General features: G+C 36.0%; 14 protein-coding genes, 1 tRNA gene and 1 pseudogene. 2 read left to right on the forward strand and 14 right to left on the reverse strand.

Annotated elements, in window-relative coordinates; translation table 11 throughout:
• Positions 1 to 510 precede the first annotated feature (510 nt).
• From BK137_RS12105 to BK137_RS23000, 5 genes and pseudogenes are all read right to left on the reverse strand, one after another.
• The gene (locus BK137_RS12105; protein WP_051448750.1) at positions 511 to 735 is read right to left on the reverse strand and encodes a DUF3923 family protein; all 225 of its coding nucleotides are present in this window, start codon (positions 733 to 735) and stop codon (positions 511 to 513) included.
• 540 nt (positions 736 to 1,275) lie between these two features.
• Entirely contained in the window at positions 1,276 to 2,115 is an 840-nt protein-coding gene (locus BK137_RS12110) for a YitT family protein (protein WP_038186554.1), read from the reverse strand.
• A gap of 1,031 nt (positions 2,116 to 3,146) precedes the next feature.
• Complete coding sequence (locus BK137_RS12115; protein ID WP_038186555.1) at positions 3,147 to 3,992, reverse strand: DUF2785 domain-containing protein; 846 nt, start codon at positions 3,990 to 3,992, stop codon at positions 3,147 to 3,149.
• Positions 3,993 to 4,164: 172 nt separating this feature from the next.
• A pseudogene (locus BK137_RS12125) lies at positions 4,165 to 4,407 on the reverse strand (class I SAM-dependent methyltransferase); the annotation flags it as partial.
• A 121-nt stretch (positions 4,408 to 4,528) separates the two neighbouring features.
• The gene (locus tag BK137_RS23000) at positions 4,529 to 4,660 is read right to left on the reverse strand and encodes a DUF3953 domain-containing protein (RefSeq protein WP_081730110.1); all 132 of its coding nucleotides are present in this window, start codon (positions 4,658 to 4,660) and stop codon (positions 4,529 to 4,531) included.
• A 456-nt stretch (positions 4,661 to 5,116) separates the two neighbouring features.
• On the opposite strand from BK137_RS23000, the gene BK137_RS12135 reads away from it, so the two are divergent.
• Both BK137_RS12135 and rsiV read left to right on the forward strand, forming a co-directional pair.
• Positions 5,117 to 5,635, forward strand: a complete 519-nt coding sequence (locus tag BK137_RS12135) for an RNA polymerase sigma factor SigV (RefSeq protein WP_038186561.1) — start codon at positions 5,117 to 5,119, stop codon at positions 5,633 to 5,635.
• A complete protein-coding gene (gene rsiV, locus BK137_RS12140; protein ID WP_038186563.1) occupies positions 5,628 to 6,515 on the forward strand; it encodes an anti-sigma-V factor RsiV in 888 nt (295 codons plus the stop codon). The genes BK137_RS12135 and rsiV overlap by 8 nt, the downstream gene beginning before the upstream one ends.
• Positions 6,516 to 6,841: 326 nt before the next feature.
• Here the strand turns inward: rsiV and glmS are convergent, their stop codons facing one another.
• From glmS to BK137_RS12185, 9 genes are all read right to left on the reverse strand, one after another.
• Positions 6,842 to 8,644, reverse strand: a complete 1,803-nt coding sequence (glmS, locus tag BK137_RS12145; RefSeq protein WP_038186566.1) for a glutamine--fructose-6-phosphate transaminase (isomerizing) — start codon at positions 8,642 to 8,644, stop codon at positions 6,842 to 6,844.
• 515 nt (positions 8,645 to 9,159) lie between these two features.
• Positions 9,160 to 9,672 (reverse strand): type 1 glutamine amidotransferase domain-containing protein, encoded by a 513-nt coding sequence (locus BK137_RS12150; RefSeq protein ID WP_038186569.1) that lies wholly within the window; start codon positions 9,670 to 9,672, stop codon positions 9,160 to 9,162.
• Between the two features lie 265 nt (positions 9,673 to 9,937).
• The gene (glmM, locus tag BK137_RS12155; RefSeq protein WP_038186571.1) at positions 9,938 to 11,290 is read right to left on the reverse strand and encodes a phosphoglucosamine mutase; all 1,353 of its coding nucleotides are present in this window, start codon (positions 11,288 to 11,290) and stop codon (positions 9,938 to 9,940) included.
• 47 nt (positions 11,291 to 11,337) lie between these two features.
• Positions 11,338 to 12,639 (reverse strand): CdaR family protein, encoded by a 1,302-nt coding sequence (locus tag BK137_RS12160; RefSeq protein ID WP_051448751.1) that lies wholly within the window; start codon positions 12,637 to 12,639, stop codon positions 11,338 to 11,340.
• Positions 12,636 to 13,478 (reverse strand): diadenylate cyclase CdaA, encoded by an 843-nt coding sequence (gene cdaA, locus BK137_RS12165; RefSeq protein ID WP_038186573.1) that lies wholly within the window; start codon positions 13,476 to 13,478, stop codon positions 12,636 to 12,638. Before cdaA ends, BK137_RS12160 begins: the two co-directional genes overlap by 4 nt.
• Before the next feature lie 116 nt (positions 13,479 to 13,594).
• Entirely contained in the window at positions 13,595 to 14,215 is a 621-nt protein-coding gene (locus tag BK137_RS12170) for an anti-sigma factor family protein (RefSeq protein ID WP_038186576.1), read from the reverse strand.
• Positions 14,216 to 14,228: 13 nt separating this feature from the next.
• Positions 14,229 to 14,792, reverse strand: coding sequence for an RNA polymerase sigma factor SigW (sigW, locus tag BK137_RS12175; RefSeq protein WP_038186582.1), 564 nt, complete (start codon positions 14,790 to 14,792; stop codon positions 14,229 to 14,231).
• 259 nt (positions 14,793 to 15,051) lie between these two features.
• On the reverse strand, positions 15,052 to 15,957 hold the full coding sequence (rocF, locus tag BK137_RS12180) for an arginase (protein WP_038186584.1): 906 nt from the start codon (positions 15,955 to 15,957) through the stop codon (positions 15,052 to 15,054).
• A gap of 301 nt (positions 15,958 to 16,258) precedes the next feature.
• Positions 16,259 to 16,331 (reverse strand) — tRNA-Lys (locus BK137_RS12185).
• Positions 16,332 to 16,336: the final 5 nt, after the last annotated feature.

The raw sequence follows: 16,336 nt of genomic DNA on the forward strand, positions 1-16,336 counted from the left end.
GTGTGTGGACTAGACATGGTAAGTTGAGAATTAACCACGCAGTATTATCGGTATGTAATGATTATTATTTTGAATATTCGATAGCATCACCAATTTTTAAAACCACTCAAATATATTATTAGAACTAAACACCCATCCTCTAGGCGCATTTAGGACGGTGAAGTTGAAAAGATTTTCTAAACTCCGCTATTCTTTGCTGTGTCTATTCTATTCTATTCTTTTCGCTAAATTCCTCCTAAATTTTTGAAATTAAGAATTTTAAATAACTGTTTTTTAAGCATTGTGTTTACTTTTTTCATCATTTCTATATCCCCTTGTGTTTCTAATACAAACTTACGCATTCCTTATGGAACTAACCTGCACCGTTTGTTTAAGTATATTTATCCATAAGCTATTATCTGGTTTAGTTAAATAAAAAAACCTTAGAAAAATAATCTAAGGCAAAAACATTGCAACTTTATTTAAGAGTTTTAAGTTCTGTAGCTTTAGGTGAATTTGGGTGCTTTTTTATTATTGGGTAGATATTTTTTTGTTTTTTCGGGCAAAGTATAGAAGAAGTAATTGAAATAATAAAATAAAAACGAAAACAACTCCCAATACAATTAATGCTACTATTCTTAATTCCGGTGTTTGTTCTACGCCAGAACCATCTACTTTTCTAACCCCAATAAATATTGCTGTAGCAGCAAATAACACTAACCAAAATAGACTAGTTATCCACCACAATTTCATCATATTAACACTCCCTTTATTTACTAAAAAAACATCATATTGTATATTATAACAAAAAAATTTTGCGTTAATATGGATAAATTATTTTTGTTAAATAAAAAAACTCAATGGATATAAGAGTTGTTAATGCTGATATAAAAGATTTCAATGCTGTTAATATCATTGTTAAAGAATGACAGGATGAACATTCCAAAGCGTTACCACCTATTTTCAAGCAGTAGATCAAGTTATTCCACAAAGTTATTTTTACGAATTATTAGAAGGGGCTAATAGTGAAATCTTAGTAGCAAAATAGAAGAAGAAGTGGTGGGTTATGCTGTAATAGAAATAATTGAGTCTCCCCATTTGATTTCATGACACCAAGAAAATATGCTTACATAATGATCTTTTAGGAAATGCCAAAAAGCTCAAGAACGTATCAAAGTTCTTGAGCCTTTTTTATTTGAGCAATTATTTGTATAAGCTAATTATAAAGATTGATCAAACTTTGTATCTATCTAATACCAACTCTACAAATTATACCCCTTTTAAAACAACCTCTTACTAAGCTTTAGAAATATCAATAAATCCTTCTCCGAACACATCACGAACATCGTGTATAGCGATGAAAGCACTCGGATCAGTAGATTGAACAATCCGTTTCAACTTTATAACTTCTTGCTTACTAATAACAATATAAAGAATTTCCTTAGGGGTTTTTGTGTAATAACCATGACCTGAGTATACGGTTACCCCTCTGTCCATTAATGTAGTCACCTGTTTGGCAATGTCATTCGGTTTATCAGAAATAATCGTAATGGCCTTCTTCGGATTCAAGCCTTCGATTACAAATTCCATTACTTTCGTGCCTACATATAGCATAATAATTGTCAACATCAGCTTTTCCGCACCAATGATAAAATAAGATGAAAAAGCAACTATTAAATCAAAAAACAATAGACCATAGCTGATGCTCCATCCTAAATACTTTTGTGTTATCCTTGCTAAGATTGTAGTACCTGCTGTTGTTCCCCCAACCCGAATGATTAGGCCAATCCCGCACCCTACAAATATTCCTCCAAAAATGGCATTTACCATCAATTCATTAGAAGCAATATCCCAGCTTTCTGTCAGATGAAGAAAAAGCGAGTTCGAAACTACAGCAATAATCGTATAAATCGTTGTTATTTTATTCAAAAATTTATAACCGACTATTAACAAAAATGCATTCAGAATTAAGTTGACTAAACCTGGTGACCACTCAAATAAATAATAGGTAATAATCGTGATACCAGTTACTCCTCCTTCACCAAGCTCGTTCGGAATAACAAATAAATTAACACCTAACGCAAAAATAAACGCACCAATAATGATAAAAATAATGTCTGTGGTTCTTTTTTTCATATACTACCTCACTGCTTATAGAAATATTTACTAAGAACAAACTCTCACCATTATATCGTGGATCATTTAAATCGAACAGTAGTCTTTTATTTATTTTAATACAGGATTTTAATCAAACTTTATTATAAATCTACACAATAGAAGACGGAGTATCTTTTATATGCAATTCAGCACCTCCATTACTGAAGTCATGATGCCTACAAAACAACTTATTAATGTTTCGTTGTGCTTCTTTGTATCGGAAGCGGTATTGCCAGCAACTATGTAAGGTTCAATAACTTCCCTCGCCCAACTTATAAATGTTTTCTTCCAAGTAGTACCCCAACCAGCATACGAGTTAGCCCCTCATTACATATAAATCGGCTTTATAATTCAAAGAAATTTTTTCTACTTCTAATAAATTATTAGTAGGAATCCCACTTTTTTAGACAAGCATTCTAAATACATATAAAACGCCAATGATTATTTCCCCATTTAATTCGTTATTTTTTTATAGCTTTTGATTTTTTTATTCCCTGGTAATTCGTATTTTCCCCCTTGATCTTGCAACCTTGCATAATTTTTTTCGACTCCTCTGATGTCATTTTCACTTTATATCCCATCGACTATAGCTCCGTTTTTAATATAGTATGCCCAATTATGAAAATTTTAATCGCTTTCAGCCTACTCCCCTACCGGTTTTCATACACTTTTATATCCAGAACAAAATGATTGTATCCAAGAGTAAAGTTAGGAAGTGAAATAAGGAAAAATGGAGAGAGAAGCCGGGCGAGTGATAAAAGAGCCAGAAAAAAAGACAGGAAAAAGAACGAGGTCAAATCGTAAGATTGATATAAATGTATATTTATAATAAAGATTAATCAAATTAATACTAATAGCCTTGATAAACAAGCAAAAAGAAAGAGCATGTTTTTTAAAAAAGATTAATCAAAACACGCTCTTAATATATTTTATTGAATCATTCTTTTATAAAAAAGTTTGATTATTTCTATGATATCTCCCATGGCTTTTGGGACCGCTACTCTAATCCTTTAACTGATAGAAAACCTGTTCAATTTTGCCTCAGTACCAAGCATGACAGTATTAAGCTCATTCCCTCGGCTATCTTGTCCCCTTCTGAAATAGAGACTGCGTAAAAAATTCTTGCTGTTCACGCGAGCAATCACCTGACTGCGACTTCTCGGCAAATTGCAGCATTGCGCTAAGCCGTTAATCCAATCAGCGATTTCTTGATGTGGAACTAACTCTTTGTCAATCATCGTATCCACGATGTTGACCAACCGCTCATCATCCTCATCGCTAAAAATGTGTCTACCATTATGAAGCATGCCAGAAATAGCGACAAGAACCTCACGCAGCAGTGTGACGCTGCTCTCCTCGCACTGCACCAGCTCGACAAAAACATCCGCACCGTGAGACGCGCTGTGAGCCCAGCCTCCTACTGAAAGGTAACCCCGCAGATCCTTCTCCTCTTTATAATAACGTAGCATTGCATGCATTAATTGCTCAATTTCGGCTAGATTGAAAAACGGATTCTGTCTGTGGCGTTGCACAATCAAAGCGATAGGCAAGGCAGAGAACGTCCTTGTAAAAACTGACTGATCATCCTCGCTGCCAATATTATAGAACAAATGGTTTTCACCAGTCAGAACAGTTAAGAGACTACGCAGCTCCTCTCCACTGAACCTATTCTCTTCCTTAATCCACATATAAAACATCGGATAAATCAGGTTATCCCGTAATTCTGGCTGAGGATCGCCAATATATTGAAGTAACAAAGGTAAGAAATCTTGATGCTGCTCACCTTCGCGTAACTGATACTCATCCTTCTCAATTCTTTGCAAATCCAGCATCAATTTGGTCCTTGTATCGCTCATTTTCCCATCCCTCTCATCATTCGATCTATTCGGTCGATTGTTTTTTCAAATACTCTTAAACCTACGTTGTTATTTTTAAAAATTTTTTGCAATCTTATTTTTACTCCCGATTCATGAGCTGTAATTAACCTTTGACTCTACTTTAAGTCATCAATAAGAATTATTTCCGATAAACACAAACAACTTTACCGTTTTTACTCTTGATTACTTCAGCTTTCGGAATACTATTTCTACCGACCCCACAACCTAAATCTAGGACTTTTACGTTCTCTTTACCATCAAATAAATGTAATAAATCGGTTACCGTTTTTACAGGTTTGTGTAACCAAGAACCTTCTACAAATAATTTATATTTATCATAACAATAATCGTGATATTTCTTCTCTTCATTTCGAATAAATTCAATTCTACTCAATGTTTTCACCCCTTACATCAAATTCTTTATTGAATGAAGAAACACCTTCTTAAACTATCCTGCCCCGTTAGTTCAATAAGAAAAAGGCTTCACTCCTTCTTGAAGTAAAGCACCCATTAGCTTAAAAAGTATAAATGGCGACAAAAAATCCAAATGCTGCAGCAATGATAGAAATTATTGCACTTGTTTTCCGTTTTGCTTTTAGTTCCAAAAACCCCGTAACCAAAGAAGACACACTTAAGAACAACAGCATATATGGCTTCACAATGATGTGATTTAAATGGAGGGAGAAGGAATATTAAAAATATTAAGAATTATCTCATTGGTTATTGCTTTTGCATTAGCAGGTTATAGCCTTATTACTAAAGACTTTGAGTTTATACTCTAATTTTTGGTTATGAAAATCAAATTCTTTCTTCCACTAAACTGCCCCGTTAGTTCAATAAAGAAAAAAGAGCCATACATTTTGAAATTATTAGTACCATCATATTAGCTCCTTTAATTGATACGTTCAACGTACCAAGGGGTCTTATTGTTTATAAACGTTGTTTGAATACGGGCTTATTTTGTTTTGGTATGTAACTACTTTGGAATGATAAAACTTATCTCATATTGGGGTAAGTTTTTTATTGCTATCAACTTTTTCTTCATTTCACACGTCTAGTAGTTGTATACAATTTGAAAATGTTAAAAAGGAGCTTCTTTGGACATGAAAACAAGAAATGCATTTCAACATGAAGAGAAATTTGTCCAGTTTATTCGTGAACAGAAAGAACGTTTTTATTTGCTCGCGTATAACTATACGAAAAATGAACAGGACGCACTTGATGTTGTACAAGACAGTATTCAAAAAGCAATGCTTTCTCTCGATCGACTAGAAAATGTCGAGTATATGAAAAGCTGGTTTTATAAAATCGTCGTACGTACTTCCATTGATTTTTTACGTAAGCATAAACGCTTACATGTGACAGACGATGATACATTGCAATATTTAACACCTGCACAAGAGGATGTCTACGAAGACGTTGATTTAGAGCATGCGTTAGACGAGTTACCTCAAATGTATCGTGAAGTTGTCATTTTACACTATTTTGAAGATTTAAAGCTCGCTGATGTAGCCAATATCCTAAACATTAAGTTGAGTACAGCCAAAACTCGCCTTTATAAAGCGTTAAAACTCTTAAAAATTCAATTGCAAGATGTGAAGGGAGAAACAACACATGGATGAAAAATTAGAAGAAATAGAAAAGCAATATAATGAGGTACCCATTCCAAAAGAGCTTGATTTTGTGGTTGAAAACGCACTAGAGCAAGGCAAAAAGAAGAGAAAAAACCGAGCACCACTATGGTTACTTGGATCTGCAGCGGCAGCAATGCTTTTTACAGCTAGTTTAAATGTCAGTCCTGCAATGGCACAAACACTTTCAGAAATTCCTGTTGTTGGCAGCATCGTAAAAGTTTTAACATGGACTGAATATGAAGTTAAAGAAGACACATATGATGCTGACATTAAAGTACCTTCTATTGAAAACTTAGAAAATAAAGATCTTGCCAATACTTTAAATGAAAAATACCGTTCAGAAGGTAAGGCTCTTTATGATGACTTTATTTCTGAGGTTGATTATGTAAAGGAAATTGGAGGCGGTCATGCAGGGATTGATAGTGGTTATGAAATCAAAACAGTTACTGACCAAATCTTATCAATTGGCCGTTATACCGCCAATACAGTTGGATCATCTTCTACAACTATGCACTACGATACAATTGATAAACAAAATGAAATTTTAATTACACTACCGATGCTATTTAAAGACGATAGTTATATTAAAACGATCAGTGAAAACATTATTGAACAAATGCGTGAACAAGCTGCATCCGACCCAGATAAAACGTACTGGGTAAAAGGAGGAGGTCACCCTGATGAAGAAGTTATAGATGAATTTACAACTATTAAAGCTAATCAACAATTCTATATTTCAGATAAAGGTAAACTTGTTATTTCCTTCGATAAATACGAAGTAGCACAAGGCTATATGGGTATAGTAGAATTCGAAATCCCAACCGGTGTCCTAAAAAATGATCTTGTAAGTTCTAAATATATTCATTAATCATTTTGTTAAAAAGTATTGTTCCAAAATACGAGGTATTTGACGATTAAATTGTCAAATACCTCGCTTTTTTATGTATGAAATACTTCTTTGATTCTTCTTTTAAGAAGAGTATGATTATTTTAAATCTCCTTCTTCAACTAAACTGCCCCGTTAGTTTAAGTACATTTCTTCACAATCTTTATAGTGATATTAACATAAATATCCAACAAAAAAATCATCTCTCCTCCAAAAATCTAAAGAGGTGAGATGATTTTAATCAAACTTTATTACAAATAATCAAACTTTTTTATAAAGCAACAATTCATCCTTATAATAACAATTTCCTACTCAACCGTAACTGATTTAGCCAAGTTACGTGGTTTATCTACATCGCAACCGCGGTATAGTGCTGCATAGTAGCTTATAAGCTGTAATGGTACTACTGACATAAGTGGTGTTAGTAATGGGTGTACTTGTGGCAGGACAATAGCGTCGCCATCTTGTTCCATACCTTCCATAGAGATGATACATGGATTTGCACCACGTGCTGTGACTTCTTTAACATTCCCTCGGATGTTCAGGCTAACTGATTTTTGCGTAACAAGTGCTATTACTGGCGTACCTTCTTCAATAAGAGCTATTGTGCCATGTTTTAGTTCTCCTCCAGCAAAACCTTCAGCTTGGATGTAAGAGATTTCTTTTAATTTCAGTGCACCTTCTACACTTACACAATAATCGATATTACGACCGATGAAGAATGCGTTACGTGTTGTTGATAAATAGTCTTTAGATGCTATTTCAAAGACCTCTTTTGAATCGACAATTGACTGAATTGCATTCGCCACGATAGCTAACTCTTTTTTCAGGTCGAAGTTTACTTCAATTCTTTGAGATTTTGCTTCTACATAAGCTGCAATTGCTAATACCGCTACTTGGGCTACATATGCTTTAGTAGAGGCTACAGCGATTTCTGGACCTGCATGTAAGAGCATTGTGTAATCTGCTTCGCGTGACAGTGTTGAACCAGGTACGTTTGTAATTGTTAACGTTGGGTAACCAAGCTCTTTAATTTTCACTAATACTTGGCGGCTATCTGCTGTTTCACCAGATTGTGTTATGAAAATAAAGAGAGGTTTTTCAGATAGTAGTGGCATATTGTAGCCAAATTCGCTTGAGATATGCACTTCAACTGGAATACGTGCGATTTTCTCGAAGTATTCTTTACCTACTAAACCAGCGTGATAACTTGTGCCAGCTGCAATAATATATAAGCGATCTGCTTCGTGCAATGCTTCTGCAATTGCAGGGTCGATAGCCAGTTCACCTTGTTCATTTTCATAAGCTTGAATGATTTTGCGAACAACACTTGGTTGTTCATCGATTTCTTTCAACATGTAGTGAGGATATGTGCCTTTTTCAATGTCACTCATATCTAACTCAGCTGTATATGGAGACCGTTCTATTACTGTGCCATCTAGGTTTTTAATCGTCATCGCTTCTTTTCGTACGATTACGATTTCTTTGTCATGGAGTTCTACAAATTGATCTGTTACTTGTAGCATTGCCATAGCATCAGATGCCACGACGTTAAAACCTTCACCCACACCTACTAGTAACGGACTTTTATTTTTAGCGACGAAGATTGTTTCTTCTTCAGCTGCATCAAGTAAAGCAATAGCATATGAACCGTGTAGTAAAGCTAATGTATGACGGAATGCTTCTTCTGTAGTCATTCCATCAATCACAAACTTTTCAACTAACTGCACAATAACCTCTGTATCTGTATCGGATTTCATGTCCACGCCTTGTAAAAATTCTTCTTGCAATAAATGATAATTTTCAATAACACCATTATGCACAAGTGTAAATCTACCTGATGCACTTTGATGTGGATGCGCATTTAGTTGGTTTGGCACGCCATGAGTTGCCCAGCGTGTATGACCAATTCCTGTGTTAGCTAGAACGTCTTCTTCTACTACTGCACGTAAATCAGCGATACGTCCTTTTTCTTTAAAGACTGTAATCCCTGCTTCATTACGAAGTGCAATTCCTGAAGAGTCGTATCCACGGTATTCTAATTTTTCAAGGCCTTTTAAAAGGATTTCTTTCGCATCCATAAAGCCGATATATCCAACAATTCCACACATATTAAATTCCTCCGAAGTTTGCAAAATTAGCCGCAAGAAAGTATACCTCGTCTTCCTAAGAAGTCGGGGAAACATTCTTATGCTGCTGTGTCTTTGCCATTTTGCTTCTTTGTCCGTTCGATTACTCAAACGTTTTATAAGCAAAATTTCGATCGGGCAATGGCGATCGGGAGGCATCCGCCGAAACTTTCGATACTCCTCCACCTCGTCTGCTGAAGATCTATGTCGTCCAATTTCTTCAGCGCTGGCGCTATAATTGTTTTCCTTTGTTTTATGCGCTACTTTTGATTTCTCCTTCTGCGCAGCTACTATTTTAGTATAAAGATTAATTCTCTATACAGCAGCACCTTCATCATACTTAAATCACTATTCATAGTCAATCAGAAACATGCTTTGAAAAGGTTTACAAGGAAAAATAATATTTCCCACTATATTATACGTTCAAATTGCACCTTTTGTTCCCCACTTTCATAAAATCAACCGTTAATGTGTATACATTAACGGTTAGTTCATTATTATTTATCTAATAATTTTAGTAATTCTCTATTAAATGCTGGTATGTCATCGGGTGTACGACTTGTTACCAATTGATTTTGGCATACGAATACTTCCTCATCTTTATAAATCGCTCCCGCATTTTCCATATCTACACGAATAGATTTATAGCCAGTTGCCCCACGGCCATCTAAAGTCTTCGCGGATATCAATAATTGTGGACCATGACATATTGCAAATACAGGCTTTCTTGCATCCATAAATGCTTTTGTAAAATTGACAAATCGATCATCAGCTCTTAGTAAATCCGGTGAAAATCCACCTGGAATAAATAATGCATCAAAATCTTCTGGTTCCACATTATCAATGGCGTAATCAATTTTCACCTTTTCACCATGCTTACCTTCTACTTGATTGCCTACTTCATTTTCAATTGTAAATACTTCATGTCCAGCGTCTCTCATAGCTTTTGCAGGATCCGTAAATTCCACATCTTCAAACATATTCGTTATGACTGTTGCTACTTTTGCCATTTCCAATCACTCCTAAGTTGTTTGTTGAATAAGGGTACATTATCAACCCTACACTAAAACTATTCCACATTTGAAGTAAATTAAACATTAACATTTAATTTCAACGTAGGCTGGTGATTAGTACTACTATTTCTACGAAAAATAGCATTATACATTACTCCATTGATAAACTTCGAGTTATGAGATTAAGAAGTTAGTTAAATTAATATGATTTAAAATACAAAAAGGGCAAGCATCTCGAAATATGCTTGCCCTTTTTCTTCTATTATTCAGTTAATCCCATTTCCTCTTTTACAACGGCTGCAATTCGTTCTGCATAAGCTTCACAATTCTCAGTTGTCGATGCTTCGACCATTACACGAACTAATGGTTCAGTTCCTGATGGTCTAACAAGAATACGACCATTACCATTCATCTCTTGCTCTACCTCAGTAATTACTGCCGCTACTTGTGCATTTTTTGTAACAGCGTATTTATCTGTTACACGAATATTAATTAGCTTTTGAGGGAAAATCGTCATCTCAGCTGCTAGCTCAGATAATGTTTTACCTGTTAATTTCATCGCATTAACAAGTTGTAAACCTGTTAGTAAGCCATCACCTGTTGTGTTGTAATCAAGGAAAACAATATGCCCTGATTGCTCTCCGCCTAAGTTGTAATCGCCTTCGCGCATAGCTTCTACAACATAACGGTCACCTACTGCAGTTTGAATACTTTGCATACCATGTTCTTCTAGACCTTTATAGAAACCCATGTTACTCATAACCGTAGATACAACTGTATCTTTGTTTAAACGTCCTTTTTCTTGGAAGTGTTTAGCGCAAATATACATGATTTGATCTCCGTCAACGATATTACCCTTTTCATCGACAGCGATTAATCTGTCACCATCACCATCAAATGCAAGTCCAACATCTGCGCCTTTTTCAACTACCATTTTAGCTAGGTCTTCAGGATGTGTAGAACCTACACTCTCGTTAATGTTTAAGCCGTTTGGTGAAGCACCCATCGTTGATAAATCTGCTTCTAAGTCTGCAAATAGGTGTGCTGCGAGTGAAGATGTTGCACCATGTGCGCAATCTAATGCAATATGGATACCCGTAAACTCTTCTTCTACTGTCTGTTTCAGGTATTGAATGTACTTTTGACCGCCTTCTAAATAGTCACTTAATGATCCTAAGTCACCACCTGTTGGGCGAGGTAGATCATCTTGTTCTTGGTCTAATAAAGCTTCAATTTCTGCTTCTTGTTCATCAGTAAGTTTAAAACCATCGGGACCGAAGAATTTAATACCATTATCTGCGACTGGGTTATGAGATGCTGATATCATAACTCCTGCTTGACCACTCATAACACGTGTTAAATAAGCCACTCCTGGTGTGCTAATGACGCCTAGGCGCATTACCTCTGCTCCTACTGACAGCAAACCGGCTACAAGTGCTCCTTCAAGCATTTGTCCAGATATACGTGTATCACGACCAATTAATACTTTTGGACGTCCTGTGGCTTCTTTCGTTAAAACGTATCCACCGAAGCGACCGAGTTTAAATGCTAACTCAGGCGTCAGCTCACTATTGGCGACTCCGCGGACGCCGTCTGTACCGAAATATTTACCCATTTTGTTCTCTCCTTCAAAACTATCTACGATCCTTCAATCAAATTCGTTTAAGATATTCGTTCTATTCGAAGATTAGCGATGTTATTAGAAAGTGACCAGGTAAGATCCCTTGGTCCATCAACTTGAATAGATAGCTTATGATTTCCAATGTGTTTATCTGCTGCTTCAATATATATATCGAAATCATCGATATCTAGATTTGCTAAATCCTTTTCATCACCTTTAACAGTTAATGTAACTAAACCATTCTTTGGTGTGATAAAGTCGCTACTATAGTCCTCATCTAGGTTTCGAACGTCAACAGCTACATTCTTAAATTCTTTCGAGCTTATAATTGATGAAGTTTCTTTCTCGTCAGTCTCTTGTTCTTCGTCTTTAATTACTTCTTCATCAGTATTCGATTCGTTTTTCTCAACTACAGCTTGGACTTTTATGCTGTCTTCAGACAGCCGTGAAATGCCCTCTGGCTTATCAATATCAATATTAAAGATACCAGATTTTTTGATTTTAGATACATCTACATCAACATTAAGTTGTTCCATATTTTCAAGAGCAGCTTTTGATCCGAATAAAGTCATCTTGCTCGTTATGGGCGTCAATGACTTTATCGTGATATCTTTACCTGGCGTCCCTTTTTGATTTAAGACGACAGGTACTTCCTTAGTATACTCTCCAATGTCAACATTCACTTTAATCTTCCCTGGCTTCACTTGGACATCTAATTTGTTCATTTCACGATCAAGTATTTTTACATTTGCTTCCTGTTCAAAGGAACTCTTCAGTCCTTGCTCACCAGTAACTGTCGCTTTTACATAGCTTATGCTATCTACTGCACTTTTAGCGCCAGTAACTGTTACCGTATTAGGATTCGCTGTCATACTTTTCACGTAATAGTCTTCTGCCAGTAGTCTTTCATTAATTTCCGGATCGATTTTAAATGTTCTTGTTACCCTTTCTTCAATTGAAATATCAATTGTTGATGGGTCCATTTGTACTGATAATTTATCAGAAAAATTTTCATGTTGAATCGTTACTTTATGTTCCCCAATTGTTTGCTTACGTAAATCTACGAATACAGTATAATCACTCACTGCTTTCGTTTGTAAGACGATGGCCATTGGACCCTTGATCGTAACATCTACGGTTTTTGGAACTCCTGTAACGATTAAACTCTCATCATCATAGTAAACCTGTACGGGTACATTATGAAGCACGTCCGCTTGTGTCCCTGATGAAAAGCCATCAGAACTATCTTTTTCTTTTGGCTGAACCGTAAAAAATAGGAGCATAGCTAATGTTAGGGCTGTAATTCTTAAAAACCAGGGGCTTTCAATCAATTTATCCATCATTTTTTATTCCCCCTCCAGCTCCACTTAGAGGTATTTGTTGCTTCTAGCTCGGGGCCAAACCACGCTTTACGTAAACGCGCTTCAAATTCTTCAATTGAAAGGTCACGGTGTAAATCTCCATTAACCGTTAAACTAATTGCTCCCGTTTCTTCTGATACAATAATTGTTATGGCATCAGTCACTTCACTAATACCTATAGCGGCTCTATGACGTGTACCTAGTTCTTTCGAGATAAATGGACTTTCTGATAATGGTAAATAACAAGCTGCAGCTGCAATTTTGTTCTTTTGAACGATTACTGCTCCATCATGTAATGGTGTATTAGGTATGAAGATATTAATTAGTAATTCAGACGAAATTTCAGAGAACATCGGAATCCCTGTTTCTACATAATCATTCAAACCTGTTTCGCGTTCGATAGAAACAAGCGCTCCAATACGTCGCTTCGCCATGTAACTAACGGATTTTGACATCGCGCTTACTAAGCGTGTACGCTCTTCATCTTCTTGTAAATTACTACGAGCAAATAGCTTACCACGACCAAGTTGTTCTAGTGCTCGACGTAACTCTGGTTGGAATATGATAATAATAGCGAGGAAACCAAAATTGATAACCTGTTGCATCATCCATCCCAGTGTATTAAGGCCTGCATATACAGTAATAATACGAATAATAATGATGACGAATATTCCCTTTAATAATTGGACAGCTTTTGTTCCTCTTATTAAGGTTAAAATTTTATAAATAACAAACCATACTAAAAGAATGTCCAGAATGTTCATCAACATTCTAATCCATACATTGTCGGTAAATTGTGTAATTTCATTAATAAAAGACATGTGGATCCCCCACTTTTCTAGCGAGTGCATATGTGTTCAGTATAGCACAACTCTTACTTTACTTGCTTAGATGAAACAGAAAAGTCTACCTCAAACAGTAGACTTTTTCATTTGTTTTATTCGTTTTTCCCTAAAAATGAAAGTATTTCTTTTCCACCATTTTTAATTTTATACCAAAGCCATTCAAATGCTTGATTAATCTCATCTATTTGACCTGTGACATTTGCTGTTGAAGCCATATATTGACCATTAATCACTGTGATATTACCATCTACCGAACCTTTTACAAGGATATCCCCATTCTTGACTACGATATCACCTGTCACAGTCTTCCCTTCAGGTACGATGACTGTTTGCCCCTCTACAACTAAGTTTGGCTGTTTGGTCACTGAAAATTCCTTATTATCATTAAAGCCTGTAAGAAGCGAGGCACTCATTAAGATACAAAACATTGCTGCTGCAACAAATATAGGATGGCGACGTAGCCATCTTTGGACACCGGCTCCTGATCTTCCTTTAGGTAGACGAACCATAACGTTTTGCTTGAAATCCAGAGGTACTGAAACGACGGCAGCACTTTTGACAAAGGCAATTGTGCTATTTAGCTCCTGCATATGTTGTCGACAGTTATCACAGCTTTGCAAATGTGCTTTTAGCTCGATTTCATGTTCACGACTAATATCACCATCTAAATATTCATGCATGTATTCACCAATATGTTTTGGACACGCATTCATAGTGAAATCCCTCCTACAGATTGCCTAATTGCTTTCTCAGAGCTTCACGCCCTCTGTGAATTCGAGTTTTGACTGTCCCAAGTGGCATATCTAAAATCTCGCTAATCTCCTGCAATGGCAATTCCTCTATATACTTTAAGACAATGACTGTTCGATATTTGTCTGGCAACTGGCTAATTTCATATTGAATTCGCTCCTGCAGCTCCATTCTTTCTACTTCTTCCTCAGGCAGCCTATCTGATGAGGAAATTTGAGAATACATATCTAGACCGTCCGTTCCAGCAACTTGTGCATCTAAGTAATAGTCCGGTTTCTTCTTCCTTATACGGTCTATACATAAATTCGTCGCTATACGGTACAGCCAAGTCGAAAATTTTCGATTCAAATCAAAAGTATGAAGATTAATATACGCACGGACAAATGCCTCCTGCGCTATATCTTCCGCTTCATGTTGATTGCCAAGCATGCGATAACAAACTTGGTACAGCTTTTGCTGGTAGAGGCTCACAATATCAGAATACGCACTTTGATCGCCTTTCAGCACTTGTTTTATTCTCTTGTTGATTAATGCGTCCATTGTGATTTCCCTCCGCCCATGCGGCTGTTATTCTATATACGAGTCGCCCATAATGTAAGTTTCATTTTTTTGAAAAAAATTTTTTAAAGCTCTAAAAAATCTTTCTTCCATAATTATAACAAATATGTAAGTAAAAATGATTCAAATTCATAAGAAACTCTTCTTTTCAGGACTTAATTACTTGCCAATAAGTTCCCATTTCAAAAAAACCTAAACTTTTCAGCAATTATAAAAGGACGGGCATGCCCGTCCTTTTACATTACATTAATTTTTCACCGAATAACGATCCCATTAAAGCAACTGCTACATCTGCTGTTTTATTTTTTTCATCTAGGATTGGATTTACTTCTACAAATTCAGCTGAGGTAATCATTTCTGATTCATATAACATCTCCATCGCTAAATGGCTTTCACGATATGTAATACCTCCTGGAACAGGCGTCCCAACTCCTGGCGTGTAAAGCGGGTCTATTCCATCTAGATCCAGTGACAAATGCAATCCATCTACATTTTTCCCTCTCAAATAAATAATTGCATCTTGAATAACTTTAGTCATTCCCACTCTATCAATTTCATGCATGGTGTACACTTTAATTCCTTTTTCTTTTATTAATTCACGTTCCCCTGGATCCACCGAGCGAGCACCTATAATTACAATATTCTCAGGTTTCACTTTTGGAGCATAATCACGAATGTTTACCAGCTTTTCATGACCAAGTCCAATACTTACAGCTAGTGGCATACCATGAATATTACCAGATGGTGAAGTATCACCTGTATTCAAATCTGCATGTGCATCATACCAAATAACTCCTAAATTCTCATAATGGTCTGATAAACCTGCAAGTGTGCCTATTGCAATACTATGATCTCCACCAAGCACAAGCGGAAAATGATTTTGTAAAACGACATCATGTACCTTATTTGCAAGCTTTGTACTGGCTTCAGTTACAGCTGATAAATTTCGTAAGTTTGTATCAGCTGATACCTCACGCTCAGATATCCCAATCTCAATATCACCCTCGTCTATCACTTCATAGCCCATTGCTTCTAATCTTTCTACAGCGCCCGCATATCGGATCGCACTTGGTCCCATATCAACCCCACGACGTGTTTGACCAAGATCCATTGGTACACCTATTAATGAAACATTTAATTTATGCATTATTTTATTCCCCCTTTGTGTATTACCTATATTGTAAATGCTAGAATCATGTTGGCTCAACCCCACAAAATTCTGAATATTTATACAAAATATTAAACACTTAAATAGAGAACAAAGTTGCAACAAAAGTAAGTACTACACTATTGTTCAAATTGAATTTATCAGTAGTTATACAAAGTTACGCACTCTATTAAAAATACCCCTTGAAAAGTATAGGGGATCCCTTATTTTTTTACACTACTAACCACAAAAAAACCTCTCTCTACAAAGTGTAGAAAGAGGTTGAAATTTTATATGAAAGTGAGCCATGTAGGATTCGAACCTACGACCCTCTGATTAAAAGTCAGATGCTCTACCAACTGAGCTAATGGCTCATAAA

It is taken from the genome of Viridibacillus arenosi (assembly GCF_001955655.1).
Taxonomy (GTDB): domain Bacteria; phylum Bacillota; class Bacilli; order Bacillales_A; family Planococcaceae; genus Viridibacillus; species Viridibacillus arenosi.